Consider the following 25,637-nt stretch of genomic DNA (forward strand, 5'->3'; position numbering starts at 1 on the left):
AGGACTCTCGACAAGCCCTATCCTCCCAGCTCGGGGGCACTTTTCTTGTCTAAACGGTCACTCTCGACCCGCCGCCCGGTGAAAGCCCGAGGCTAGGGCTGGGAGCGGATTACCTTCGGCAGATGCAGAACCTCCCAGATCCGGTTCCCGCGCTTCTCGACGGCCCAGGCGTCGAGGTGACGGACGCTCGTGAACTCCTCCTCGGGTACTTGGGGTGGTACCGCGAGGCATTGATGCGCAAGCTCTCTGGGCTGTCCAACGACGAGCTCCGCGAGCCGGTCGACCCGTTGGGGTGGTCGCCGCTCGGGTTGGTGCAACATCTCGGTTGGGTTGAACGCCGGTGGATGCGCTGGGGATTCGCCGCCGAAGACGTTCTCGCCTACCCGCCCGGGGGCGACGAGGCCGAATGGGCCGTCCCTTCTGACCGGTCCACCGCACAGGTCATGGCCGCTTACCGTCTGGAGGTCGCCCAGGCACGCACCCTGGTGGAGGGTGCTTCGCTGAACGACAAGGCCCGCCTGGGCGGTCGTTTCCGAACGTCCGATGAAGCCCCCTCACTTGGCAGGATCCTCTTCCACCTGCTCCAGGAGTACGCGCGTCACGTCGGGCACCTCGATGTCGCCCGCGAGTTGCTGGACGGGACGACCGGCGAGTAGCACGGCCACGCGTCAGCACCAGATCGTTGACGAGGGGTGTTTCACGCGCATCGTCTGCGCCGGCCGTGCTCGGGTCAGTCGGTCAGGTGGTCGGCGAGGATCTTCAGGTGGGTGTCGCGGGCCTCGGTGTGGCAGCGGCGGCCCTCATCGGTGATCTCCACGAAGACGCCGCGGCGGTCGGCCTCGCAGAGTCCGCGCTGGACGTAGCCGTGCTTCTCCAGGCGGGCGACCGTCCGGGACAGGGCGCTCTGGCTGAGGTACATGGCCGCGGCGATGTCCTGCATGCGACGCTTCTCACAACCTTGATCCACGAGGCGGTCGAGTGTCTCGTACTCGCTCATGCTCAGGCCGTGGACGTCCTGCATGGCGCGGTCCAACGCGCATGCGACCGTGTTGTAGCAGGTCGCCAGCTTGCGCCAGCGGTCGACCAGGACAGACTCCGCCTCCATGCCGCGCATCTTACCATGCGCACGCATCAGATGCACAAGCATTAAATTCGACCGAAGTTTGTGCGTGGACATTTGATGCATGTGCATGTACTGTCCCTCGACGTGACTATAACCGAGACCTCACTCGACTCCGCTGTCCGCGCGCCGGGCGCCGTGGGCGCGCCGGCCGAACAGGCATGGACCCCCCGGCTCTGGGGAGTCCTCGCCGTCCTTTGCGCCGTGTTGTTCCTCGACGGACTCGACGTCTCGATGGTGGGCGTCGCGCTGCCGTCGATCGGCGCTGAGCTGGGCCTTTCGACCACGTCACTGCAGTGGATCGTCAACGGCTACGTCCTCGGCTACGGCGGGCTCCTCCTGCTCGGCGGTCGCACCGCCGACCTCCTCGGCCGGCGCCGCGTGTTCCTCGCCGCTCTCGCCGTGTTCGCCGTGGCGTCGCTGGTGGGCGGTCTCGTCGACGACGGCACGCTGCTGATCGCCACCCGGTTCGTGAAGGGGCTGGCCGCCGCGTTCACCGCGCCGACCGCGCTGTCCATCCTGACCACCACCTTCCACGAGGGGCCGGCGCGCAACCGGGCGCTGTCGGTGTTCTCCGTTTTCGGGGCGAGCGGCTACTCGTCCGGGTTGATCCTCGGCGGGCTGCTGACGAGCTTCGGGTGGCGCTGGACGTTCCTGACGCCCGTGCCGCTCGCCGTCATCGCCCTTGTGGCCGGCCTCGCGCTGATCCCGCGGGACCGGTCGGCGGCCGAGGGAGGGCACGACCTTATCGGCGCCGTGACGCTCACCGGTGGCATGCTGCTCGCGGTCTACACCGTGGTCTCGGCGCCGGAGCGCGGCTGGCTGGACCCGGTCACACTGGGCTCCGTCGTTGTCGCGGCGGCTCTGCTGATCGCGTTCTTCGTCGCCGAGAACAAGGTGCGCCACCCGCTGATCCGGCTCGGCATCCTGCGCATCGGTTCGATCGTCCGGGCCAACCTCAGCATCGTCGCGCTGTTCGGCTCGTACCTGAGCTTCCAGTTCATGATGACGCTCTACCTGCAGGACGTGCTGCGCTGGTCACCGCTGAAGATGGCCATGGCCCTGCTGCCGGCCGGGCTCCTCGTGGCCTTCGGCTCACCGTTCGTCGGGCGCCTGATCGACCGGTACGGGACGCCTCGCCTGATCATCAGCTCGATGACCTCCCTGAGCCTCGGTTACGCCTGGTTCCTCGCCACGGCCGGGAACGCTCCGCACTACGTGTTCACGATCCTGCCCACGATGCTGCTGCTGGGCGGCGGGTTCGCGTTCGGCTTCAGCTCGATCATGGCGCAGGCCACGGACGGGATCGACGACTCCGAGCAGGGGCTGGCCTCCGGCCTCGTCCAGACCTCGGGCCAGGTCGGCGCCGCCCTGGTCCTGGCCGTGGTGACCGCCCTGGTCGCGGGCGGGACGGCGGCCGGCGGCGACGGCTTCGCCGAGTTCCACGCCGGGGTCAACCTGGTCAGTGGCGTCGCCGTGATCGGACTGGCCCTGAACCTGATCCCGCTGCTTCGGCGCTACCGCCCGAAGCACACCTGACCGCCCCCCGCCAACGTGGGCCGGACCGCGCCTCTCACCGCGCGGCCCGGCCCACGCCTGTACCTAGCGCCTCTCGCCAGCGCCCCCGACCGCAGTCGGACAACGCTTCTTCCTGGCGACTCTCGCCCGAGTGGGGCGGTCCGCGTCTCCTGCCGTGCGGTCGGGCGCACGCCTTTACCTTGCCTTTCTGCAGGAGGCGCCGTCGCCGCCTGTCATGCCACCGGCGCCCGATGCTGCCGCGCCGACGGGCTTTGACTGCTGTGCCGGATGTGCCGTGGCGGGGGCGGCCTTCTTTGAGGGCACCCCCGCCTCTGGGTTAGCTGGGGCGCTTCCAGAAGGGGCGGCGGGGCGGGGATTCGCCGGTGAAGTCGGCGAGGACCTGGAGCGCGTGGGTCCACTGGTCGTTGACGGTGGGCTGGTCGGCGGTGGGGCGCAGGCGGTGCAGGTCGTCGCGAAGGTCGGCGAGGGCTCTGGTGTCCAGGGAGAGGGTCTGCATTCGCTGGACGATCGACTCAAGGATGGGGAGGAGTTCGCTCAGCAGGTGCTGGACGCGCTCTTCCTTCGTGTCGGGGACCTGGCGGAGGCGGCCCAGGACGTTGGCCAGTTCCTGCCGGAACCCGGTGAGGGGCGAGGGCGCCGGACCGGCCGCCCGTCGGGCGCGGCCGGCGGAGCGGCCGGCAGGGCGGCTGAAGCCCGGGGGCGGCGAGCCGTAACCGGGAGGGGCGCTTTGCGCCATGGGGGGCGGGCCGGTAGGAGCGACCGGCATGGGCGCGGGGGGCATGGGGGCGGCGCCTACCGGCGGGGCGGCGGCCTCCATGTCGGCGGAGAAGGCGGCCGGGGCCATCCGCGGGGCGGCCATCGGTGCGGCTCCCGCCCAGCCTCGGGGCATCTCCACTGGTTGGACGGCCTGGTGCGGCGCCCCGCCCTCGGTCGCGACCCGGCTGTCCACCGCCACGAACGCGGTGAAGCGGCACAGGACGCCGAAGCGGAGGGAGGCGGAGATGATGCGCTGTTCCAGGTCGGCGGGGCCGCCGATCGCGTACTGGTCCTCCAGGTCGCGCAGGTGTGCGCGGGCCCAGACGGATCGGGCGGCCGGGTTCTCGGCGACGATGCCGGTGGCCTGCTGCTCCCAGGCGGTGCCGTCGGCTGCCGTCCCCCGCACGGACAGGGTGCCGGAGGGCGCGCCTCGGAACCGGCCTGCGATCTGGAGCGGCACACCGGGGAACAGGGCGCCGAGCCGGGTGGGCGCCACGGTGCCGGGGACGATCTCCAGCCCCTCGGCGTGCAGGTCCAGGCCGCTGGCCAGCGGGGCGGCGATCCGGTGGTGGATGTGCTCCATCGCCTCGTCGAGGCGGTCTTCGGACTCCACCAGTTCGCAGCGGCCCTGGCCGATCGCGGCGAGGCGGTTCAGGAAGCCGGCGTTGACGGCCTGGTCGATGCCGACCGTGTGCACGCGGACGCCGTGCAGCCGCGGTTCGAGGTGGGCGAGGAGCTGGTCCTCGTTGCCGACCTGGCCGTCGGTGATGAGGACGAGGACCCGGTCGCGGGAGGGGTCGGCGAGCAGGCGGCAGCCCTCGTCGAGCGGGGTGAGCATCTCGGTGCCGCCCCGCGCGCCCAGCGCCGCGAGGTGCTCGACGGCGCGGAACCGGTTGCGGTCGGTGCCGTCGACCAGCCCGGAGCCGAGCCCGCCCGGGCGCTCGATGACGGTGTCGAAGGACAGGACGGCGAACCGGTCCTCGGCGCGGAAGGTGTCGACGATGCGCGCGGCGGCGCGGCGGGCGGCGACCATCTTCCAGCCGTGCATGCTGCCGGAACGGTCGAGGACGAGCACCACGTCGCGGGGGCGGGGCCTCGCTTCCCCGGAGGGCAGGACGGTGAGGCTGAACGTCCCTTCCTCGCCGGACTCGTCCGGGACGAGGGAGAGGGCCGCGCTCTCGCGGGGGGCGAAGTCGAGGCGGAGGACGAAGTCGCGGTCGAGCCGCTCGCCCGGTTGCAGGCGCACGGTCGTCCGCTCGCCGTCGCCCTCCTCGGCGACCACGTGCAGCGCAGACCGGATCTGGGTGAGCGGAAGCCCGGACGGATCGACGTCGACCTTGAGGGTCAGGCGAACCGGGTGGGGGAAGCCGGGCAGCAGGACGGGAGGGCTGATCCGGGACGCGTCCGGCACGGCGTCGGTGTCGTCGGCCACCCCGGAGCCTGCGCGCTCGCCGTCGAGCGGGGCACCGGGGATGTAGCGGGGTGCGACGACGAGAGGGAAACGGAACGTCGCGCTGGACTCCGACTCGTGCGGCAGCGGCTGGTCGAGGGAGAGCCTGATCGTGACTCGCTCGCCCGGCAGGATGTTGCCCACCCGCATGGTGAACACGTCCGGGCGGTCTTCTTCCGCGATGGCCGCGCGTTGACCCGCGGCGATGGCGGCGTCGTAGTCCTGCCGCGCCTGCCCGCGCTCTTTCAGCTTCCCTTCGATGACCCTGTCCGCGGCCTCCATGCGCAGTGCGGTGACGGCGGCGCGGTCGGGCAGGGGGAAGATGTAGGTGGCCTCGAGCGGCACGTCGAACGGGTTGCGGAAGCCTTGGACGATCTCGATGCCGGCGGCGAGGCCGGTGATGGACGCCTGCACGTCCACGGAGTCGAGCGGCAGGTTTCCCCTGTCGGTGCTGAGCGCGCCGAGCCCGCGGTCGGGTACCGGTGGCGCGGTCTCGGGTAGCGGCAGGATGCGCACGGTCACTGAATCCTCCGGGGTGGGTCGGCGGGCTGGAAGTCGGGGCTTTCGGCGGGGTTCCGCACCGGGGCGAGCAGGCCGCGACGGCGCAGTTCGTCGAGCAGCGGGCGAGCGGCCGCCTCGATGGCGGCGAGGTCGTCGCCGTTCAGGTCCGGAACCTCAAGGAGCACGGTGAGGCCGGGCGCGAGGCGGACGCCTTGGACGATCGCGGGGCGAAGTTCGCCATAGCCGCTGAGGTCGATGTCCCGGCGGAAGGACACATCGGGTCGCGTACTCCAGAAGTTCCCTCTGTCACCGCCCTCCGCCCCTTCGGCGGCCGTGCCCTGGCTCTGTGGCCCCGCAGGGGAGTCGCCGAGGGGGGCCCGATCAGCTTCCCGAGTGGCGGGGGCGTTCGAGCCGGGGTGCATGGCCGTTCGGCCAAGTGAAGCGCTGGGGGCCGGCGGGTAGGTCGAACGGGTGTCCGGCGGGTGGGGGATGGCGGCGATGCGGGCGAGGTCGGCGTCGGTCGCGGCGGCGAGCTCGACCTGGATCTCGGCGATGGAGCGGCCCGATGCCTGGCGGCGCTTCACCGCGACAAGCTGGAGGAGGTGGCGGGGCCCGTACAGGGCGGTACGGCCGCGGCGGCCGAGGGGCGGGTCGATCAGGCCGATCGTGGTGTACCAGCGGATCAGCCGCTCGTTGGGCAGGTCTCGCACCCGGCCGCTGGCCTGCGCGGACGTGTCCGCCGCGAGAACCGCGGCGGCACGGTCCGCCAGTTCGGCGATCGTCCAGGTGTCGTCGTCCATGGCCCGATGATGACACTGTAACGATGACAGTGTCAACTTCGCTCAGGTGAGGCATGACGCACGACGTGCCTCTTGGCGCTACGTGAGCATGCGGCTCGCGGGCGACTCGGAATCGGCCTCCTGTCCCGGTGTCGACCCCGTTTCCGGACGTGCCGCGTTGGCGCCCAGCGCTGGGCTGTCTGCGGCGACGGCGGTCGTGCCCACGACGAGGCGGGGTTGAGTGGTCGACGGCAGGACGCCGCCGCCGACCTGCCGTTGGCGGTCGCCGACTCCGAGTGCTGTATTGGACGTAGGACCCGCCTGCATGGAGACGAACCCGTCGCCGAATTGCCCTCTGAAGCGTCGTGGTGGCTGATTTTACCGTCCGGGTAACTGTTCGGTTAGGCCTTTATGGCCGTCGCCGGAAGGGTGGCCTGGCCGACCATAAAATGGTCATTCCGGGTTGGAAGACCGAAATGTCCTTCAATCACTACATGTGATCGCATGATCGCTCATCGGGGCAATGTCCTGGTCACGCGAACCCGACGAACCTTGCAGTATCGCGTCGAAGCACTGAAAAGTCTATTAAGTGTGACACGCTCCCATAAAACCTAATTAGGGGGTAAGGATGGTGTTCGGTATCGGAGTGTGATCCCCCGAATATACTGGTAATGAACGCTTGCAGCCTTTACCTTTTCTGGCATGAGCGACCATCTCCTGGTCGAGACGCTGCGCGAGCGCGACCCTGGCGCCCCGCCCGCGGTCTACGACGCCCATGCCGAGGGGCTCTACGCGTACTGCTGGTTTCAGCTGCGGGGACGCGACGCGGCACAGGTCGCCCTGCGGGACACCTTCATCGTGGCCGAGGCGCACATCGGCAAGCTGCGCGAACCCGAGCGGTTCGGGCCATGGCTCTACGCCATCGCCCGGCTGGAGTGCGGCCGGCGCATGCCACCCAGGCACAGGGCGCCGGACATGCCGGTCGCCAGCCACGACCAGGAGGACGTCGACCAGCGCATCACCGCGTGGCAGGCGGTGCTGGCGCTGCCGCCCCTCTCCCGGGAGATGCTGGAGTTGCACGTCAGGCGCCAGTTGTCGGTTTCCGACCTTGCCACTGTGTTCGGGGTGTCGCCAGGGGACGTGCAGGCGGCGCTCGACGGCGCGTACGGCGAACTCGAAGCGGCGTTGACCGCGGAGGTACTCGCGAACGAGGGGCCCTACGGTTGTGCTGAGCGTGCTCTCCTCCTGCGCGAGCGGCGTGGTGATCCCACCGACGACATCAGCAAGCGGCTGATGGAGCACGCGCGGAAGTGTTCCGCCTGTGGAGCTCTCCGTCCCCGAACCGTGTCGGCCGACACGGTCTACGGGCTGCTACCGGATGCGTTACCCGCGCCAGAGATGCGGCTCAGGGTGATGAGTTGCTTCCTGGATCCGGAACTTGTCGGCTACAGGCTCTTCGTGGCCACTCGCGTCACCGAGTTCAGGTCCGATGGATTCCCCGTCCAGACCGCCTTCGGACGTCCCGGGCGGGCGGCCCGCCAAGGCCGGCGCTGGCGGTTCCGACGCACCCGTAAGGCGTCCAAGGACGAGGAGGGGGCGGCCAAGCTCTACGCACAGGTCGGCCGCGCCTCCGCCGTGCTCCTGGTCGTGGCGCTCCTGTTCGCGTCCGGTGTTGCTTCCATGTACGTCGTCGGTACCCAGCGTGAGGACAGGGACGAGCACGCCGGCCCGCGTCCGACGGCAATACCCGGCATCTCCCAGAGACCCTGAGCTGGGCTGCAGCCGCCTGCGCGTCCACATGTGTCCGGCGCCGGTCCGGCGTCCAGCGCGCGCTGACACCCCCGCTTCGTTACGGACCTCCATCGCGTGGCGTTTGTACCTGCCATTTCCCGAGTCCACTACGCTTCGTAGCTGATCATTTGCGCTAGGCAGGATCACGGGCGGGGAGGACGTGATCATGGCACCTGGCGCATCTGAGCTACGTCGCCGTCGCGTGACCCTGCCTCCCGCCAGAGGCAGGGCGCTGCGGTTGGTCGCTCTCACCTCCGGCGTCGCCATCGGCATGAGCGTGCTGGTGCCGGGCGCGTCCGCCCGTCCGTCCGACCCTCCCGGCCCTAACGCGAAGGACGTCGAACGCAGCGAACGCGACGTCAGGGAGCGAGCGGCCGAGGTCGGGCGGACGAAGGCCATGCTCGCCCAGGCGGACGGCGAACTCGACAGGCTCGCCATCGCCGCAGAGGCCGCCGTGGAGCGCTACAACGGCGAACTGGTGCAACTGCGGCACGCGCAAGAGGCGTACAGGGACATCCAGGGGAGGCTTGCCGAAGCGAATCGGAGAGTGGAGGAGGCCAGAGCCGAACTGGCGTCCTTCGCCGCGCAGGTCTACCAGGACAACACCGGTTACGACCCGATGTCCGCGGCCGTCGCGGGTGAAGGCGGGCCTCAGGGCTTCATGGACCGCGCCGGCATGGTCAAGATGCTCGCCGAACGGCGAACCGCCATGTTCCGCCGCGTCGAAGCCTCCCGGACGGTCGCGGACGTGTTCCGCCGCCAGTCGAAGACCGCGCTGGACGAGCAAGGCGCAGCGACGAGGCGCGCCGATGAGGCCAAACGGCTCGCACAGGACGCCGTGGCCACCCAACAGACGGCCGTCCAGCACATTGAGGCAGACAAGCGCCGTCTAGAACGCAAGCTTGGCAAAGCCCAGGCGAGGTCTGCGGAGGTCAAGCGCGCGCGGGAACGTGCGTTGGAGAAGGCGCAGACGCGCAAGTTCCGTGAGGACTTCCCCGTTCCGAAGGAGGTGCCGCCCGAGGCGCGCGGTGCCATCGCGGTCGAGGCGGCGCTCAAGTGGCTCGGCACGCCCTACTCCTGGGGAGGAGGCGACATGGACGGGCCTACGTACGGCATTGCTCAGGGCGCCGGGACCGTCGGCTTCGACTGCTCGGGCCTGACCATGTACGCGTGGAACAAGGCGGGGGTGCAGCTCGACCACTGGACGGGCACCCAGTGGACGTCCGGACCGCACATTCCCATCAGCAAGCTCCGTCCAGGTGACCTTGTCTTCTTCGCGACCAATCGGTCCGATCCCGCCACGATCCACCACGTCGGGCTCTACCTCAGCAACGGCCGCATGGTGGAAGCGCCCTACACCGGCGCACAGGTACGCATCGCGAGCATCCACCGGCACGATCTTGCCGGTGCCACGCGGCCCGCAGGCTGAAGGAAGCCCCCGAAGAATGCGAGAACCCTTCTGTAGAAGTCCTACAGAAGGGTTCTCGCGAGCGTCGCGTGGGCGGGGGAGCGGGTCGGCGCCGTCTGCGACTCCGCACGGCCCGGCCGGCCGCACGGGCCGGGAACGGTTCAGTGGCCGCCCTGGTCGGAGGCGCGCTTGAAGGAACGCTCGATCTCCTGCTCGGCCTCCACGCGTCCCACCCAGCTGGCGCCTTCGACGGACTTGCCGGGCTCCAGGTCTTTGTAGACCTCGAAGAAGTGCTGGATCTCCAGCCGGTCGAACTCGGCGACGTGGTGGATGTCGCGCAGGTGCTCCATGCGGGGGTCCGTGGCGGGGACGCACAGGACCTTGTCGTCGCCGCCGGCCTCGTCGGTCATGCGGAACATGCCCACGGCGCGGCAGCGGATGAGGCAACCGGGGAACGTCGGCTCCTGGAGCAGAACCAGGGCGTCCAGGGGGTCGCCGTCCTCGCCGAGGGTGTCCTCGACGAACCCGTAGTCGGCCGGATACTGCGTGGAGGTGAAGAGCATGCGGTCGAGCCGGATGCGGCCGCTCTCGTGGTCCACCTCGTACTTGTTCCGCTGGCCCTTCGGGATCTCGATCGTGACGTCGAAATTCAAGATGTCCTCCGCTCCCTGCGCGCTCGCAGTGAATAGTCTTTCGGGAGCCTGTGGGCGAGGCCGGCACCACAGGTGAGTGTTCCCCTGTATAAGGATGTCGCACGTTGGTGAGTGCTGAGTGGGAGAGGGGCGGTCGCGTGCCTGGACGGGGCCGGGCCCTCGCAGTCCTGTCGCTGTGCCTCCTTAACGTTTTCGCCGTCGCCGCGGGCCTGGCAGTGGTGAAGCTCACACCCGACCGCCGCCTGTCGCCGCAACCGCCCAGCGTGGCGGCGCGCGACCTGGTGCGGATCGCACCCTCGGCCGCGGCGATCCCCGCCGCCGAGCCCGGGTCCGGCCGTCCGCCCGACCCGTCCGCCCTGGCGGGGCGGCTCTCCGCACTGATCGGCGGACCGCAGGCGAAGATCAACGCGGTGGTCGTCGACGCGGAGACCCGGCGGCCGCTGTACGAGCTGCGTGCCGGGCAGCCCGCCACCCCGGCCTCGACGACGAAGCTGGCGACGTCGGTGGCGGCGCTGGCCTCGGCCGGCCCGGCCCACCGGATCACCACCCGGGTCGTGCGGGGCACAGGCGACGGGATCATTCTGGTCGGAGGCGGGGATCCTACCCTGACGGCGCTTCCGTCGCGTCCGGGGGCCGGCCACCCGCCCTATGCGTCGCTTGCCGACTTGGCCCGCCAGACGGCCGCGGCCTTGAAGGCTTCTGGTGCGAGCCAGGTGCGCGTGGACTACGACGTGTCCGCTTATCAGGGGCCTCGTAAGGCCGCCAGCTGGAAACCCAACTATCTGCCCGACGGCGAGCTGGCGCCAGTCAGCGCCTTGACCGTCGACGAGGGACGTGTGGCGCCATCCGACCCGTCCAGGAAGACACGGGTTTCGGACCCGCCATCTGCCGCGACGAGGCAGTTCGCGCGTCTGCTGTCCAAGAACGGGGTCACGGCCAAGGCCGGGCGTTCGACGGTCGCGCAGAAGGAGGCCGTGCAACTCGGTGCCGTCCAGTCGCCGCCGCTGTCCGCGCTCGTTGAGCATCTGCTGACCGACAGCGACAACGACGTGGCCGAGGCGGTGGCACGCCAGGTCGCCATCAAGCTGGGGCGTCCCGCGACCTTCGCGGACGCCGCGCAGGCCGTCCGGCAGGTTCTCGCTGGGCTGGGCGTGGCCGAGGGTGTCTCGGTCAACGACGGCAGCGGGTTGTCGCCTCTCAACCGCATCTCGCCTATCGCGCTTGCCCGGATCGTCTCGCTCGCCGCAGGCGGGGACCATCCGAACCTCCGCCCGGTCATCAGCGGCCTTCCGATCGCGGGGTTCTCCGGAACCTTGAGCCCGCCCCGCTACACCGTGGCGGCCAGCCAGGCCGGCGCGGGGACGGTGCGCGCCAAGACCGGCACCCTGGCGGGAGTCAGCACCCTGGCCGGACTCGCCTACGACGCGGACGGGCGTCTGCTCGCCTTCGCGTTCATGGCCGGGGACGGCAAGGGGCCGGTCGACCCCGGCAAACTCGACCAGCTCGCCGCAGCCGTGGCCACCTGCGGATGCGGCTGATCTGAGGCCGCACACCCGAGCCGCGGCGCGGGTGTGGGGGCGGCCGTACGGGAGATAACCAGAACGGTTGTTCGTTGAACGACCATCTAGGGCGCTCCGGCGCCGCGTTCCGAACGTACGGTGGTGACATGAGCGCCTCAATGATCGACTGGAACCTGGCGGTCCAGGCCGGCACCCGGCTCGTCAGGCCGGGGCCGCAGGTCACGCATGCCGAGGCCCGTGAGGTCGTGCAGGAGCTGCGCGCCCTGTCGAAGATCGCCCATGGGCACGTGCGGGACTTCACCGGCATGGCGTCCGAGCTCGACCCGGACCCGGCGACGATCGTGGACAGGCCCGGCTGGATCCGTGCCAACGTGGACGGTTTCCGGGTTGTGCTGGAGCCGCTCATGGAGCAGATGTCGGAGAAGGGCAACGGCGGCCCCCTCGGCGGGGCGGGCAACGTCGTCGTCCAGGCGGTCGGTTCCCGCGTCACCGGCATGCAGGTGGGCGCGATCCTGGCGTACATGGCGAGCCGGGTTCTGGGCCAGTACGAGCTGTTCCTGCCGCCTGACCCGTCCGGACGTGCGCCGACGGGGCGGCTGACTCTGGTCGCGCCCAACATCGTCCATGTGGAGCAGGAGCTCGGTGTGGAGTCGCGCGACTTCCGCCTCTGGGTCTGCTTGCACGAGGAGACGCACCGCGCCCAGTTCACCGGCGTCCCATGGCTGCGCGAGTACGTCCAGGACCAGATGACCAAGTTCCTCCTCGCGTCCGACCTCGATCCCGGCATGATGCTGGACCGCATCCGGGACGCGGCCGAGGCCGTCGCCGACGCCGTTCGCGGCGGCGACTCCAACCTCATCGACGCGATCCAGACGCCGGAGCAGCGGGAGATCCTCGACCGCCTCACCGCCGTGATGACGCTGGTCGAAGGGCACGGCGACTACGTCATGGACGCGGTGGGCCCCGAGGTCGTGCCGTCCGTCCAGCAGATCCGGTCGCGTTTCCAGGGGCGGCGCTCGGGCGGTTCCAAGCTCGACAAGACGATCCGGCGCCTGCTCGGCATCGACCTGAAGATGAAGCAGTACGCGGAAGGGTCGCGGTTCGTGCGGAGGGTCGTCACCGAGGTCGGCATGAGCGGCTTCAACCAGGTCTGGCAGTCGCCGGAGACGCTCCCGACCCACGACGAGATCAAGGAGCCCACCTTGTGGATGAGCAGGGTCGTCGGCGCGCGCGCCATTGACGCCCCGCCGGAGGCGAACGAGGCCTGACCCACAGTGCGGCCCCTACAGGGCGCTTGAGGCCGTACCCGCCTTGGGCGTGCGGCGCCGTGTGATGGTAGACGTTTGCCATGGGCCCTGATCCGGCTGTGGCGGCGGTACGTCTTGCGGTGCGCAGGGTGCTCGCCGACCTGCCCGAGGGGGCGATGGCGGTGGCCGCGTGCAGCGGGGGAGCCGATTCGCTGGCGCTCGCCGGGGCGTTGGCTTTCGAAGCGCCCAGGGCCGGCCGTCCGGCCGGAGGCATCACCATCGACCATGGACTGCAGGACGGCTCGGACAAGCGCGCCGAGGCGGTGGTCCGAACCATGGTCGGCCTTGGTCTCGACCCAGCGGGATCTATCGCGGTCACTGTCGACGGACCCGGCGGCCCAGAGAACGCGGCCCGCGACGCCCGATACGCAGCCCTCGACGGTGCCGCCCATCGATCGGGCGCCACAGCCGTCCTGCTTGGTCACACGCAAGACGACCAGGCCGAAACCGTCCTGCTTGGGCTGGCGCGTGGTTCCGGGGCCCGCTCGTTGGCCGGCATGCCCGCCAGATTCAGGCGCTCCAACGTCTTGTACCTGAGGCCGTTGCTTGAGCTTGATCGCGCCACTACGCGCCGCGCCTGCAAGGCCATGGGGCTGGACCCTTGGGACGACCCCCACAACATCGACTCCGCCTACGCGCGCGTACGCGTCCGGCACGAAGCCCTCCCCGCCTTGGAGAAGGCGCTCGGACCCGGGGTGGCCGAAGCGCTGGCACGGACGGCCAGGATGCTGCGCGACGACGCCGACGCCCTCGACGAGATGGCTGCCCGCGCCTACTCGGATCTGGAGACCTCCGAAGACGGCTACAACGCGGCCGTCCGCCTGGAAGGGCTCGAAGGGCTGCCCAGAGCCGTCCGTACGAGGGTCCTGCGGATGGCGGCGGTCAGGGCCGGCAGCCCACCGGGTACGCTCGCGGCGGTCCATATCGATGCAGTGGATCGGCTGGTCACGGCCTGGCACGGCCAGCGGCACGTGGATCTGCCCGGGGGGCTGCGCGCCTTCCGGAGGTCTGGGAAGCTGCTGTTCGGCCCGGTTTGACGTCGCGGCGTGTGCGGATCGTCACGTGTCGCGTCCGCCGCGCACGGCCCGAACGGCGCGCGGCGGTGTCCGTCCGACGTCCGTCCCACCGGACGGGCGAGGTCTGAGCTATGAGGTGGGGTTGTGGACGAGAAGGACCTGGGCAAAGACCTGGCGAAGGTGCTGATCCCCGAGGACGACCTGCAAGCGAAGGTGCGCGAGCTCGCCGGGCAGATCGACGCCGACTACGCGGGCAGGGACCTGCTGCTCGTCGGGGTCCTCAAGGGCGCCGTCATGATCATGGCGGACCTGGCGCGGTCGCTGCACTCGCCCGCCTCCATGGACTGGATGGCCGTGTCGTCCTACGGCTCGGGCACCAAGTCGTCCGGCGTCGTCCGCATTCTGAAGGACCTCGACACCGACATCCTCGACCGGCACGTCCTGATCGTGGAGGACATCGTCGACTCGGGCCTGACGCTGTCGTGGCTGGTGAGCAACCTGCTCTCCCGCAACCCGGCCTCACTGGAGATCTGCGCGCTGCTGCGCAAGCCGGACGCCGTGAAGACCGAGATCGACGTGAAGTACATCGGCTTCGACATCCCCAACGAGTTCGTCATCGGCTACGGGCTCGACTATGCGGAGCGTTACCGGAACCTGCCCTTCGTCGGGACCCTGGCCCCGCACGTGTACGGCGGGGACGGATCCTGAGCCTCCGGGAGGGGGCCGCGGGACGGCGGGGAGTGCCCGATCGCCCCGGACGTGCCCACACTGGTCGGAGGCTCATCAACACCCCCAGGGAACAAGTGACCGTGACGAATCGTTGCAAAGGTCGTTGACGGGTATTAGCAAGGGATGCGGGAGAACAGCGTCGGCTGCGGCTCCTGCGCCTGCGGTGTACCGTCGGTGTCCCGGACCTAGGGTTCGGGAAGCCATATGAGGGAAGCCGCCACGGTGGGACCGGAGCCCCGGGCGACGGGCCTTCCCGTTGGTCGCATTGTTGGTCGCAGTGGCGTCCGTCCCCTGGGACGGGCGAGGATCGCACACAGACGTTGGTCAGGAGGGACGGGCCCCTACGGGGTAACCGGATAAATGGACGTGAAGCGCTATTTTCGCGGGCCGCTGCTGTGGATCCTGCTGTTCGGCCTCTTGGTCGCCCTCGTCATGTGGGGCGTCAACCCCGGCCGTTCGTTCGAGAAGGTTGACACCTCCAAGGTCGTCCAGGAGATCAACGCGGGCCAGGTGAAGTCCGCGAAGATCATTGACAAGGACCAGCGGATCGAGCTGACGCTCACCAACGGCAAGCAGCAGCAGGCCTCCTGGGTCGAGGGCCAGGGACTGCAACTGCAGCAGCAACTGCAGAACCAGGCCAACGCCGGCAAGCTGCCCGGCGGCTACAACGTTGATGTCCCGAAGCAGAGCTTCTTCCTGAATCTGCTGTTCAGCCTGTTGCCCATCGTGGTCATCGTGCTGATCTTCCTGTTCATCATGAACCAGATGCAGGGCGGCGGCTCGCGGGTGATGAACTTCGGCAAGTCCAAGGCCAAGCTCATCACCAAGGACACCCCGAAGACCACCTTCGCCGACGTGGCCGGGGCCGACGAGGCCCTGGAGGAACTGGAAGAGATCAAGGACTTCCTGCAGAACCCGGCGAAGTTCCAGTCCATCGGCGCCAAGATCCCCAAGGGCGTGCTGCTGTACGGCCCGCCCGGCACCGGCAAGACGCTGCTGGCGCGCGCCGTCGCCGGCGAGGCCGGCGTGCCGTTCTACTCGATCTCCGGCTCCGACTTCGTCGAGATGTTCGTCGGCGTGGGTGCGTCCCGGGTCCGCGACCTGTTCGAGCAGGCCAAGACCAACGCCCCCTCGATCATCTTCATCGACGAGATCGACGCCGTCGGCCGGCACCGCGGCGCCGGCCTCGGCGGCGGCCACGACGAGCGCGAGCAGACCCTCAACCAGCTGCTGGTCGAGATGGACGGTTTCGACGTCAAGGGCGGCGTGATCCTGATCGCCGCGACGAACCGTCCCGACATCCTCGACCCGGCGCTGCTGCGTCCCGGCCGCTTCGACCGCCAGGTCACCGTGGACCGTCCCGACCTGGAGGGCCGCAAGGGCATCCTGCGCGTGCACGGGCGCGGCAAGCCGTTCGCGCAGGACGTCGACCTCGACGTGATCGCGCGCCGCACCCCGGGCTTCACCGGCGCCGACCTGGCCAACGTGATCAACGAGGCGGCGCTGCTCACCGCGCGCTTCGATCGCAAGCTGATCGACATGGACACCCTTGAGGAGTCCATCGACCGCGTCATGGCCGGACCGGAGCGCAAGACGCGGGTGATGTCGGAGAAGGAAAAGAAGATCATCGCCTACCATGAGGGCGGGCACGCCCTGGTGGCCCACGCGCTGCCGAACTCCGACCCGGTGCACAAGGTGACGATCCTTCCGCGCGGGCGGGCCCTGGGTTACACCATGACCCTCCCGATGGAGGACAAGTTCCTCACGACCCGTTCGGAGATGACCGACCAGCTCGCCATGCTGCTGGGCGGGCGCACCGCCGAGGAACTGGTCTTCCACGAGCCGACGACCGGCGCGGCCAACGACATCGAGAAGGCCAGCTCCATCGCCCGCAACATGGTGACCGAGTACGGCATGAGCGAGCGCCTCGGCGCGCGCAAGTTCGGCTCCGGGCAGGGCGAGGTCTTCCTCGGCCGCGACATGGGCCACGAGCGCGACTACTCCGAGGACATCGCCTCCGCGATCGACGACGAGGTCCGGCGCTACATCGAGGGCGCGCACGACACCGCGTGGGAGATCCTCGTCGAGTACCGGGACGTCCTGGACGAGCTCGTCGTCAACCTGATGGAGAAGGAGACGCTGTCCAAGAACCAGGTGCTGGAGATCTTCGCGCCGATCCAGAAGCGGCCGCACCAGAACTCCTACACCGGCTATGGCAAGCGCCTCCCGTCCGACCGTCCGCCGGTGCTCTCGCCCAAGGAACTGGCCCTGCTCGGCCCGCAGGACGTCACCGACCTGACCAAGAACAACGGCCAGAGCGGCGTGACCTCTGAGGCCGTCGACCCGGCCCCGGGCGAGAGCTGACGACCTTGGCGATCCCGTACGACGAGGCGCCGATCGAGAACGACCCGCCGGGCGAGACACTGCACGGCGGGCGTTTCGACCACGCGCGCATCGAGAAGGCCGTCCGCGAAATCCTGATCGGCATCGGGGAAGACCCGGAGCGCGACGGGTTGCGCGACACCCCCGCCAGGGTGGCGCGCGCGTACGCCGAGCAGTTCGCGGGCCTGCGCCAGCAGCCCGAGGACGCGCTGACCACGGTGTTCGACGCCGACCATGAGGAAATGGTCCTGGTGAAGGACATCGAGGTGTACTCCGTGTGCGAGCACCACCTGGTGCCCTTCCACGGGGTCGCGCACGTGGGCTACACGCCCAACAAGAAGGGTCAGATCACCGGTCTGTCGAAGCTGGCCCGGCTGGTGGACGTGTACGCCCGGCGGCCGCAGGTGCAGGAGCGCCTCACCAGCCAGGTGGCCGACGCGATGATGAGGGTGCTGGAGCCCCGCGGCGCCATCGTGGTGATCGAGGCCGAGCATCTGTGCATGACGATGCGCGGGGTGCGGAAGCCGGGCGCGAAGACGGTGACGTCGGCGGTGCGCGGCGACTTCAGGGATCATGCCGAGACGCGTTCCGAGGCGATGAGCCTGATTCTCGGCCGCTGACAGCCCCCCGGGGCTCCCCCGACCCGCCCGAACGTCTGAACGGGCCTCAGCGTCAAGCTGAGGCCCGTTCTGCTGCTCCAGAAGAGGATGCGGCGGCCGGATGGGACGGCTGAAGCGCCGCTGCGGTGGGTCGATTCCAAGGCATAGGGTTGGGTGACATGACCAGTGCCGCCGTTCCCGGGCTGCCCGAGCCAGGGCGCTGCCTCGTCATGGGCGTGGTCAACGTGACCCCCGACTCCTTCTCCGACGGCGGTGCCTGGTTCGACCCGGAGAAGGCGATCCGCCACGGGCTCGATCTCGTGGGCGAGGGCGCCGACATCGTGGACGTGGGCGGCGAGTCGACGCGCCCCGGCGCGCAGCGCGTCTCCCAGGAAGAGGAACTGCGCCGCGTGGTTCCCGTCATCGAGGCGCTCGTGGCCGAGCACGTTCCCGTGAGCGTCGACACCATGCGCGCCGAGGTCGCCGAGGCCGCGGTCGGCGCGGGCGCGCGGCTGGTGAACGACGTGAGCGGCGGCCTGGCCGACCCGGACATGCCGCGCGTGGTGGCCGCCGCGGGCGTCCCCTACGTGGTGATGCACTGGCGCGGCCACAGCCATGACATGTACAACCGCGCCATCTACACGGACGTGGTCCGTGAGGTGCGCGACGAACTTCTGCACAGGGTCGACGCCGTGCTGGGGGAGGGCGTCGACCCGTCGATGATCGTGCTCGACCCTGGGCTGGGCTTCGCCAAGAACCCGGAGACGGGGCACAACTGGTCGCTGCTTGCCCATCTGGACGCGTTCACCGGTCTCGGCCACCCTGTCCTGGTGGGAGCGTCCCGCAAAGGGTTTCTGACGCGGCTCCTTGCGGAACCGGACGGTACGCGCCGTCCGTTCGGCGAATGCGATGACGCGACCGTGGCCATCACGTCTCTCGTTGCGGCCGCCGGGGCATGGTGCGTAAGGGTGCACAGGGTCCGGCCCAACGCGGACGCGGTACGAGTGGCGGCCGCGATGCACGCGGCGCGTCCGGTCGACCAGGACGGCATTGCCCAGGACAGCGGCACCAGGAAGCGCAGCACCCAGGACAGCAGCACCCAGGACAGCAGCACCCAGAACAGCAGTACCCAGGACAGCAAAGACGACGGGAGTCCCCGCCTATGAGCCGTGCCGTGAACCGCGCCGACGTGGACGAGGTCCATGCCGAGTTCTATGCCGCGTTCGAGGCCGGCGACTTCGACCGCATGTCGGCGGTGTGGGCGGACGGCCCGTACGCCGAGGGGGTCTCCTGCGTCCACCCCGGCTGGACGATGCTGCGGGGACGTGAGGCGGTCCTGCGCTCGTGGGCGCTCATCATGGCCAACACGTCCTACATCCAGTTCGTGCTCACCGACGTGGAGACGGACGTGTACGGCGACCACGCCGTGGTGACGTGTAAGGAGAACATCCTGACCGCCGATGAGGACACCGAAGCAGGGTTCCTCGCCGGCGGAAGCATCGTGGCGACGAACGTGTTCGTACGGGCGGGCGGGGAGTGGCGGCTTCTGCTTCACCACGGCTCGCCCGTCCTCAACGTCGTGGATGCAGAGGAAGAATGACTCTCGACCGCATCGAGTTGCGCGGGCTTCGGGCGCGGGGCCGCCACGGATGCCTGCCCGCCGAGCGCGACCTGGGCCAGGAGTTCGTCGTGGACGCGGTCCTCGGCCTCGACACGCGCCCCGCCGCGGAAGGCGACGACCTCTCGCGTACCGTCGACTACGGAGCGCTCGCAGGCCGGCTGGTCGACGCCGTGGAGGGGGAGCCCCTGAACCTCATCGAAACGCTGGCCGATCGGCTGGCGAAGATATGTCTGGAAGATCGGACGGTGTCCGAGGTCGAGATCACCGTCCACAAGCCGAGCGCCCCGATCCCGCATCCCTTCGCGGACGTCGCCGTGAAGATCACGAGGAGTCGCCCATGACAGCGTCCGACCGCATGCCCGACCGCACCGCCACCGGGGGGCACATGCTGGTCCAGCATCGTGTCGTGTTCTCGATCGGCAGCAACCTCGGGGACCGCCTGGACAACATCCAGGAGGCGGTCGACGCCCTGTTCGACGCGCCGGGGCTGAGCTTCGTGGCGTTCTCCCCGGTGTACGAGACGACCCCCTACGCGCCGCCCGGGGAGAGCATCCCCGAGCAGGGCGAATTCCTGAACATCGTGCTCATCGCCGACACGCGACTGCCACCGGAGAACCTGCTGGAGCGGGTCCTGAACATCGAGAACTCGATGCGCCGCGAGCGCTTGGTCCGCTGGGGCCCCCGCACCCTCGACATCGACATCGTGACTTTCGGGGACATCACGTCCGACGACCCCGATCTGACGCTCCCGCACCCGCGCGCGCACGAGCGCGCGTTCGTTCTCGTCCCATGGTCCGACATCGAGCCGGACGTGCTGCTGCCCGGGCACGGCCGCGTGGGAGACCTGGCCGAGGCCAAGCAGGCGGAGGGCGGCCCGTCGGCCTGCCGCCGGCGTGACGACCTGGCTCTGCAGCAGCCTGCATGAAGCCCTCCCGCCCGCTGTTCCTCGTCGCCCTCGTGGTCGTCATAGGGGTGATCACCTGGGCGGTGCTGCGTTCCGCCTACCTGTCGTTGCCCCCGCTGCCGTGGACGGCGGTGCCGACGCTGCTCCTGCTCGCCCTCGGTGAGGCGTTCACCGGGCTGAACGTGTTGCGCCGCCTTCGCCGCAAGCCCTCCAAGGACCGCGCGACGGACGCCCGCAAGTCGAGGCAGAAGCCGCTGGATCCCCTGGCGGTGGCGCGCCTGGCGGCCCTGGGGAAGGCCAGCGCGCATTCCGCGGCGGTCATCGCGGGCGTGTTCGGCGGGTTCGCCGTCAGCCTCGCCTCCTCGCTCGACAAGTCGACCCCCCGGCACGACTTCTTCGTGAGCGGCGGCACGTTCCTCGCGGCGGTCGTGCTCGTGGCGGCGGCTTGCTTCCTGGAGTACGCGTGCCGGGTGCCGAAGGGAACGGACGAGGAGCACCGCGACCACCCCGGCGCGTCCCGCGCCTGAGGTGCCGCCGCCGCGGCGGGCCGGGACCGGCGTCGGGCTGCTCGCCGGCTCAGGTTGCTCGCCCCTGTCGCGCTGCTTGTCCTCATTGCATTGCTTGTTGTCGTCGCGCTACTTGTCGATGTCGCCGACGACGAAGAACATTGAGCCGAGGATGGCGATCATGTCGGCGACCAGGTTGCCGGGCAGCAGCTCCGCGAGCACCTGGACGTTGTTGTAGGACGCGGAACGCAGCTTCATCCGCCAGGGGGTCTTCTCGCCGCGCGACACCAGGTAGTAGCCGTTGATGCCCAGCGGGTTCTCCGTCCAGGCGTAGGTGTGCCCCTCGGGGACCTTCAGGACCTTCGGCAGCCGCTGGTTTATCGGGCCTGGCGGAAGCTCGCCGAGGCGGTCCAGGCAGGCGTCCGCGAGGTCGAGGGACGCGTGCACCTGGTCGAGCAGGCACTCGAAGCGGGCCAGGCAGTCGCCCTCCGACCGGGTGACCACGCGGACGTCCAGCTCGCCGTAGGCGAGGTAGGGCTCGTCTCGGCGCAGGTCGAAATCCACGCCGGACGCACGCGCGACGGGCCCGGACACCCCGTACTGCAGGATCTGCTCCCGGGTGAGGACGCCGACCCCCCGGGTGCGGGCCCGGAAGATCTCGTTGCCCATGATGAGGTCGTCGATGTCGCCCATGCGGGCACGGACCTCGGAGACCGCCGCCCGCGCGCGCGCCGTCCAACCGGCGGGAAGCTCGTCCTTCAGCCCGCCGACACGGTTGAACATGTAGTGCATGCGTCCACCGGAGATCTCCTCCATGACCCGCTGCAGGACCTCGCGCTCGCGGAAGGCGTAGAAGATCGGGGTGATGGCGCCCACTTCCAGCGGGTAGGAGCCGAGGAACATCAGGTGGTTGAGGACCCGGTTCAGCTCTGCCAGCAGCGTCCTCATCCAAACCGCGCGTACGGGGACCTCCATGCCGAGCATGCGTTCGACGGCGAGAACGACGCCGAGTTCGCTGGAGAACGCCGACAGCCAGTCGTGCCGGTTCGCCAGAACGATGATCTGCCGGAAGTCACGGACCTCGAACAGCTTCTCCGCTCCCCGGTGCATGTAGCCGACGATGGGCTCGGCGGCCGAGATGCGTTCGCCGTCCAAGGTGAGCTTCAGCCGGAGCACACCGTGCGTGGACGGGTGCTGGGGGCCGATGTTCAGGGTCATGTCCTCGGTGGCGAGCTCCTTGGCGCCCGCACCGATCCCGACGATCCGTTCGGTGGTCATGGTCGCGCCTCCGCCACTCCGATCACCGCTTCATGGTCCCATGGCGAGCGGTAGTCGTTATCCGGTTGACTAGAGGGCAATGAACGCGAGCCACGGCGAACCGCCATTCGATCCCGCCGCGCATCCTGGACAGCAGGGCGCGGTACGTCCGCCCGCGCCGTCCGGTCCGGGCCACGGCGGTCAGCCTCCTGGTCAGGGACAGGTAGGGGCACCCTACCCGCCGCGCCAGGGACCGCCCGTCTACCAGGCGGATCAGGCCTTCGCGCCTGGGGCCGGCCTCCACTGGTCGCCCATTTCCCAACGCCACGCCTGGCACAGGCTTCTCACCGCAGTCCTGTGGGCGCTTCCCGTGGGTGGTGTGGGCGCTTTCATCGTCTGGAGGAACGGCACCGTGGTCGCGGCCTCCCTTTGGGTCGCCGCCGTAGTGCTGGGGGTCGTCCTCACCTGGGTGGTCGCGCAACTGGACCGCAGGGCCTACGGGTATGTCGAGCGTGGCGACGACCTCATCGTGACCCATGGCGTCCTCGTCCGGCGGCTCATCGTGGTTCCGTACGGGCGGATGCAGTTCGTGGACGTCACTGCGGGGCTTCTGGAGCGGTGGATGGGTGTCGCCACCGTCCGGATGCACACCGCCGCCGCGGCGACGGACGCGACGATTCCGGGACTGCCGACTGCGGAGGCCGCGCTTCTGCGCGACCGTCTCGCGCAGAAGGGCGAAGAACGGGGCATGGGCCTATGAGCGGCCCTTACGGCCCGTATGGCCCGCCTGGACGCCCAGGCCCGCCGGGGCCACCCGGGCCGTCCGGACCACCCGGACCACCCGGACCGCTTGGGCAGCCGGGCCCTTACGGTCGCCCTGCGGGACCGTCGTATCCGCCCCGTCCCGGGTATGGCCCGCCCCGTCCGCCGTATGCGTATGGACCGCCGCAGCCGCAACGTCCGCCGATCCGATTTTCGGAGGGCACGCACAGGCTTCACTGGGCGACGGCCCCACTGCGCGCGTTCGTCTTCCTCATCATCTACTTCGTCCTACTCGGCTTCCCACTGCTGCTGACGCAGACGGACAGCGGCATCACCTTGGCGCTCACGCCTGAAGTAATCCTGCGGTTCATCCTCGTGACCATCCCCATGGGACTGGTCGCAGTAGGGACCGGCCTGTGGGCCTGGCTCGCACTGCGTTTCCGTGTCGACAACGACGACCTCGTCGTCGAGACCGGCATCCTGCGTAAGAACGCGCGCCGCATCCCGCTTTCGCGTATCCAGGCGATAGACGTCGTGCGTCCCCTGGTGACGCGGGTGTTCGCGCTTTCTGAAGTACGGGTGGAGTTGGCAGGGGGCGAGCAGAGCGAGATCGCCCTCCGCTACCTGGGACGGCAGTCGGCGCAGCAGTTGCGCGCCGAACTCCTCGCGCGCGCCGCTGGGCTCCCGGGCCAGACCCCGGAAGCGCCCGAACGGCACCTGTGGCGCGTCCCCCTCGGCTCCCTGCTCGGGTCGCTCGTCGTGCGGCTGCCCGTCCTGGGGACGGTGCTGCTCTTCCTCGCGTCCCTCATCTTTCTCGTGATGTACGCCGAGGGCGGCATCCTGGCCGTCACGATCCCGGTCCTGCTCGGCCTCATCCGAGCCGTGATCGCGCCGCTGGTCATGTACGCCAATTTCACGGTCGCGATGTCACCGGACGGGATCCGCCTGCGCTACGGCCTGCTGGAGACCCGGATGCAGACGCTGCCGCCGGGCCGCGTCCAGGCCGTCAGCATCGTCGAACCGTTGATCTGGCGCAGTCTGGGCTGGGCCCGCGTCGACGTCACCGTGGCCGGATATGCGGGCGAGCGCCAAGCGCTCTCGTCGACCCTGCTCCCCGTCGCGCCCCGCCACGTCGCCATGCACCTCGTCTCGCAGGTCTTCCCGGGGACGCAGGTGGACGCCGTCGCCCTGGTCCCCGCGTCCTCCAAGACCGTGTCGATAGAGCACGCGGAAGGCGCCGGCACCGACGACGTGGTCTTCGTGGCCCGGCACGGATGGCCCTGCCGCCGCACGGACGTGATCGCCCACGCGCGCGCGCAGAGCGTCAGGCTGACCGTGAACCCCTTCCAGCGCCTGCTGGGCCTGGCCACCGTGCACGTGGACGCGCCTCCCGGGCCGGTCCAGGTGGCCGCGGCGGACCGCGAGCTGGGCGAGGCCCGAGCGATCGTCGAGTCCACAGCGCGCCGGGCCCTCGCCGCCCGCCGCGCCGGTGGCGGCGACCCCACCCACTGGGCCCGCTGACGAGTTATCCACAGAATCGCGTTCTACTTCCGCGCCCCTCGGCGTCCCCCGACGATGGAACACGTCGGCCCGCCCGAGGGGGGAGGGCGGGCCGACCCGCCGAGGAGGGAGCGTGGTCACGTGGAAGAAGACGCCCGCATCGTCCCGCAGCCGGGGCCGCGAACGGTCACTCGGCGGGGACCTGCTGGACAGGAGCGCATCGCCAAGGCTCACGGCGACGCCAAGGGGCCCGTCGCCCCCTCGACCCCACTCCAAATAACCGCAAAGGGCACATATCGTCGGGACATGAGCGACCTGGCCTACGATCCCTGGTCCACCGCATTCGTGGCGGACCCGTATCCGGTGTTCGAGCGGCTCCGCGCCGAGCGACCGGTGTTCTTCCACGAGCCCACCGGCCAGTGGGTGATCAGCCGGTACGGGGACGTCGACGCGCTGCTGCGCGACCGGCGCCTCGGGCGGTCCTACCTCCACCTCGCGAGCCACGAGGAGTTCGGGCAGGAGCCGGAGCCCGACTTCCTCAGACCCTTCTGGGGCCTGATCCGCGCCGGAATGCTCGACGTGGAACCGCCCACCCACACGCGGTTGCGGCGTCTCGTTTCCAAGGCGTTCACGGCGCGCATGGTGGAGGGCCTGCGTCCGATGATCCGGCGCCTCGCCGAAGAGCTCGCGTCGGGGCTCGCGGACAGGGGCGGCGGCGACCTGCTCGCCGAGATCGCCGAGCCGCTGCCGGTGAACGTGATCGCCGAGATGCTGGGCGTCCCCGTCGAGGACCGGCGCCTCCTGCGCCCCTGGTCGGCCGACATCTGCGGCATGTACGAGCTGAACCCGCCCGAGGACGTCCAGCGGACCGCCGTCCGCGCGGCCGTGGAGTTCTCCGACTACCTGCGGGATCTGGCCCGCGCCCGGCGGGCCGAGCCGGGTGACGACCTCATCACCGCGCTGGCCCATGTCGTGGACGAGGGCGACCGGCTCACCGAGGACGAGCTGATCGGCACCTGCGTCCTGCTCCTCAACGCGGGCCACGAGGCCACGGTGAACGCGACGGGCAACGGCTGGTGGACGCTGTTCCGCAACCCCGGCCAGCTGGAACGTCTCCGCTCCGACCCGTCGCTCGTGCACACCGCGGTCGAAGAGCTGCTGCGCTACGACACCCCGGCGCCCATGTTCGAACGCTGGGTGCTGGAGGACGTCAGGGTCGCCGGGGTCGACATTCCCCGTGGCGCCGAGGTCGCCCTCCAGTTCGCGTCCGCCAACCGTGACCCGGAGGTGTTCGCCGATCCGAACCGGCTCGATCTGGGCCGCGACCCGAACCCCCACATCACCTTCGGCCTCGGCATCCACTACTGCCTGGGCGCGCCCCTGGCCCGCATCGAGCTCACCGAGTCGTTCGGCGCGCTCCTGCGCGCAGCCCCCGCCCTTCACCTCACCGCCGAACCAGAGTGGAAGCCCGGCTACGTCCTACGCGGCCTAACCGCCCTCCAGGTAGAGCGCTGACCGGCCCCCGTCGGCGTGGGTG

23 protein-coding genes are annotated in these 25,637 nt (G+C 69.8%); 18 read left to right on the forward strand and 5 right to left on the reverse strand.

Annotation, left to right across the window (positions count from 1 at the left end; translation table 11 throughout):
• The first annotated feature begins 122 nt into the window (after window positions 1-122).
• Entirely contained in the window at window positions 123-656 is a 534-nt protein-coding gene (locus CHC11_RS38620; protein WP_089316867.1) for a DinB family protein, read from the forward strand.
• A 74-nt stretch (window positions 657-730) separates the two neighbouring features.
• Here the strand turns inward: CHC11_RS38620 and CHC11_RS38625 are convergent, their stop codons facing one another.
• On the reverse strand, window positions 731-1,105 hold the full coding sequence (locus tag CHC11_RS38625) for a MarR family winged helix-turn-helix transcriptional regulator (RefSeq protein WP_089316905.1): 375 nt from the start codon (window positions 1,103-1,105) through the stop codon (window positions 731-733).
• A 75-nt stretch (window positions 1,106-1,180) separates the two neighbouring features.
• On the opposite strand from CHC11_RS38625, the gene CHC11_RS38630 reads away from it, so the two are divergent.
• Window positions 1,181-2,659 carry an MFS transporter gene (locus CHC11_RS38630; protein ID WP_089316868.1) on the forward strand — a complete coding sequence of 493 codons (1,479 nt, stop codon included), beginning with the start codon at window positions 1,181-1,183 and terminating at the stop codon, window positions 2,657-2,659.
• A 316-nt stretch (window positions 2,660-2,975) separates the two neighbouring features.
• Here CHC11_RS38630 and CHC11_RS38635 read toward each other — a convergent pair whose 3' ends face one another.
• Both CHC11_RS38635 and CHC11_RS43125 read right to left on the reverse strand, forming a co-directional pair.
• Window positions 2,976-5,387, reverse strand: coding sequence for a VIT domain-containing protein (locus CHC11_RS38635; RefSeq protein ID WP_089316869.1), 2,412 nt, complete (start codon window positions 5,385-5,387; stop codon window positions 2,976-2,978).
• Window positions 5,384-6,166 (reverse strand): MerR family transcriptional regulator, encoded by a 783-nt coding sequence (locus CHC11_RS43125; RefSeq protein WP_089316870.1) that lies wholly within the window; start codon window positions 6,164-6,166, stop codon window positions 5,384-5,386. Before CHC11_RS43125 ends, CHC11_RS38635 begins: the two co-directional genes overlap by 4 nt.
• Window positions 6,167-6,847: 681 nt before the next feature.
• Between CHC11_RS43125 and CHC11_RS38645 the strand changes: the two genes are divergently transcribed.
• Window positions 6,848-7,915 (forward strand): RNA polymerase sigma factor, encoded by a 1,068-nt coding sequence (locus CHC11_RS38645; RefSeq protein ID WP_089316871.1) that lies wholly within the window; start codon window positions 6,848-6,850, stop codon window positions 7,913-7,915.
• Window positions 7,916-8,174: 259 nt separating this feature from the next.
• A complete protein-coding gene (locus tag CHC11_RS38650; RefSeq protein WP_245920282.1) occupies window positions 8,175-9,365 on the forward strand; it encodes a C40 family peptidase in 1,191 nt (396 codons plus the stop codon).
• A 140-nt stretch (window positions 9,366-9,505) separates the two neighbouring features.
• On the opposite strand, the gene CHC11_RS38655 is transcribed toward CHC11_RS38650, so the two are convergent.
• Window positions 9,506-9,997, reverse strand: a complete 492-nt coding sequence (locus CHC11_RS38655) for an inorganic diphosphatase (protein WP_089316872.1) — start codon at window positions 9,995-9,997, stop codon at window positions 9,506-9,508.
• Between the two features lie 218 nt (window positions 9,998-10,215).
• Between CHC11_RS38655 and dacB the strand changes: the two genes are divergently transcribed.
• The 11 genes from dacB to CHC11_RS38710 all read left to right on the forward strand — a co-directional run bounded on the left by dacB (window position 10,216) and on the right by CHC11_RS38710 (window position 20,602).
• Window positions 10,216-11,535, forward strand: a complete 1,320-nt coding sequence (gene dacB, locus CHC11_RS38660) for a D-alanyl-D-alanine carboxypeptidase/D-alanyl-D-alanine endopeptidase (protein WP_245920283.1) — start codon at window positions 10,216-10,218, stop codon at window positions 11,533-11,535.
• Between the two features lie 140 nt (window positions 11,536-11,675).
• Entirely contained in the window at window positions 11,676-12,785 is a 1,110-nt protein-coding gene (locus tag CHC11_RS38665) for a zinc-dependent metalloprotease (RefSeq protein ID WP_089316874.1), read from the forward strand.
• 80 nt (window positions 12,786-12,865) lie between these two features.
• Window positions 12,866-13,861 (forward strand): tRNA lysidine(34) synthetase TilS, encoded by a 996-nt coding sequence (tilS, locus tag CHC11_RS38670; protein ID WP_089316875.1) that lies wholly within the window; start codon window positions 12,866-12,868, stop codon window positions 13,859-13,861.
• A 123-nt stretch (window positions 13,862-13,984) separates the two neighbouring features.
• On the forward strand, window positions 13,985-14,548 hold the full coding sequence (gene hpt, locus CHC11_RS38675; protein ID WP_089316876.1) for a hypoxanthine phosphoribosyltransferase: 564 nt from the start codon (window positions 13,985-13,987) through the stop codon (window positions 14,546-14,548).
• A 381-nt stretch (window positions 14,549-14,929) separates the two neighbouring features.
• Window positions 14,930-16,933, forward strand: a complete 2,004-nt coding sequence (gene ftsH / locus CHC11_RS38680; protein ID WP_089316877.1) for an ATP-dependent zinc metalloprotease FtsH — start codon at window positions 14,930-14,932, stop codon at window positions 16,931-16,933.
• 32 nt (window positions 16,934-16,965) lie between these two features.
• Window positions 16,966-17,571 carry a GTP cyclohydrolase I FolE gene (folE, locus tag CHC11_RS38685; protein WP_089316907.1) on the forward strand — a complete coding sequence of 202 codons (606 nt, stop codon included), beginning with the start codon at window positions 16,966-16,968 and terminating at the stop codon, window positions 17,569-17,571.
• A 158-nt stretch (window positions 17,572-17,729) separates the two neighbouring features.
• The gene (gene folP / locus CHC11_RS38690; RefSeq protein ID WP_245920284.1) at window positions 17,730-18,716 is read left to right on the forward strand and encodes a dihydropteroate synthase; all 987 of its coding nucleotides are present in this window, start codon (window positions 17,730-17,732) and stop codon (window positions 18,714-18,716) included.
• Window positions 18,713-19,150, forward strand: a complete 438-nt coding sequence (locus CHC11_RS38695; protein ID WP_089316878.1) for a nuclear transport factor 2 family protein — start codon at window positions 18,713-18,715, stop codon at window positions 19,148-19,150. Before folP ends, CHC11_RS38695 begins: the two co-directional genes overlap by 4 nt.
• Window positions 19,147-19,512, forward strand: coding sequence for a dihydroneopterin aldolase (folB, locus tag CHC11_RS38700; RefSeq protein WP_089316879.1), 366 nt, complete (start codon window positions 19,147-19,149; stop codon window positions 19,510-19,512). The genes CHC11_RS38695 and folB overlap by 4 nt, the downstream gene beginning before the upstream one ends.
• On the forward strand, window positions 19,509-20,096 hold the full coding sequence (gene folK / locus CHC11_RS38705; RefSeq protein WP_089316880.1) for a 2-amino-4-hydroxy-6-hydroxymethyldihydropteridine diphosphokinase: 588 nt from the start codon (window positions 19,509-19,511) through the stop codon (window positions 20,094-20,096). Before folB ends, folK begins: the two co-directional genes overlap by 4 nt.
• On the forward strand, window positions 20,093-20,602 hold the full coding sequence (locus tag CHC11_RS38710; RefSeq protein ID WP_089316881.1) for a DUF3180 domain-containing protein: 510 nt from the start codon (window positions 20,093-20,095) through the stop codon (window positions 20,600-20,602). The genes folK and CHC11_RS38710 overlap by 4 nt, the downstream gene beginning before the upstream one ends.
• A gap of 108 nt (window positions 20,603-20,710) precedes the next feature.
• Here CHC11_RS38710 and CHC11_RS38715 read toward each other — a convergent pair whose 3' ends face one another.
• A complete protein-coding gene (locus CHC11_RS38715) occupies window positions 20,711-21,859 on the reverse strand; it encodes an NADH-quinone oxidoreductase subunit D (RefSeq protein WP_089316882.1) in 1,149 nt (382 codons plus the stop codon).
• A 358-nt stretch (window positions 21,860-22,217) separates the two neighbouring features.
• Between CHC11_RS38715 and CHC11_RS43130 the strand changes: the two genes are divergently transcribed.
• From CHC11_RS43130 to CHC11_RS38730, 3 genes are all read left to right on the forward strand, one after another.
• Window positions 22,218-22,598 (forward strand): PH domain-containing protein, encoded by a 381-nt coding sequence (locus CHC11_RS43130; RefSeq protein WP_245920285.1) that lies wholly within the window; start codon window positions 22,218-22,220, stop codon window positions 22,596-22,598.
• Between the two features lie 377 nt (window positions 22,599-22,975).
• Entirely contained in the window at window positions 22,976-24,121 is a 1,146-nt protein-coding gene (locus CHC11_RS38725; RefSeq protein ID WP_245920290.1) for a PH domain-containing protein, read from the forward strand.
• 285 nt (window positions 24,122-24,406) lie between these two features.
• A complete protein-coding gene (locus CHC11_RS38730) occupies window positions 24,407-25,615 on the forward strand; it encodes a cytochrome P450 (protein ID WP_089316885.1) in 1,209 nt (402 codons plus the stop codon).
• Window positions 25,616-25,637: the final 22 nt, after the last annotated feature.

Source organism: Actinomadura mexicana (assembly GCF_900188105.1).
GTDB lineage: Bacteria > Actinomycetota > Actinomycetes > Streptosporangiales > Streptosporangiaceae > Spirillospora > Spirillospora mexicana.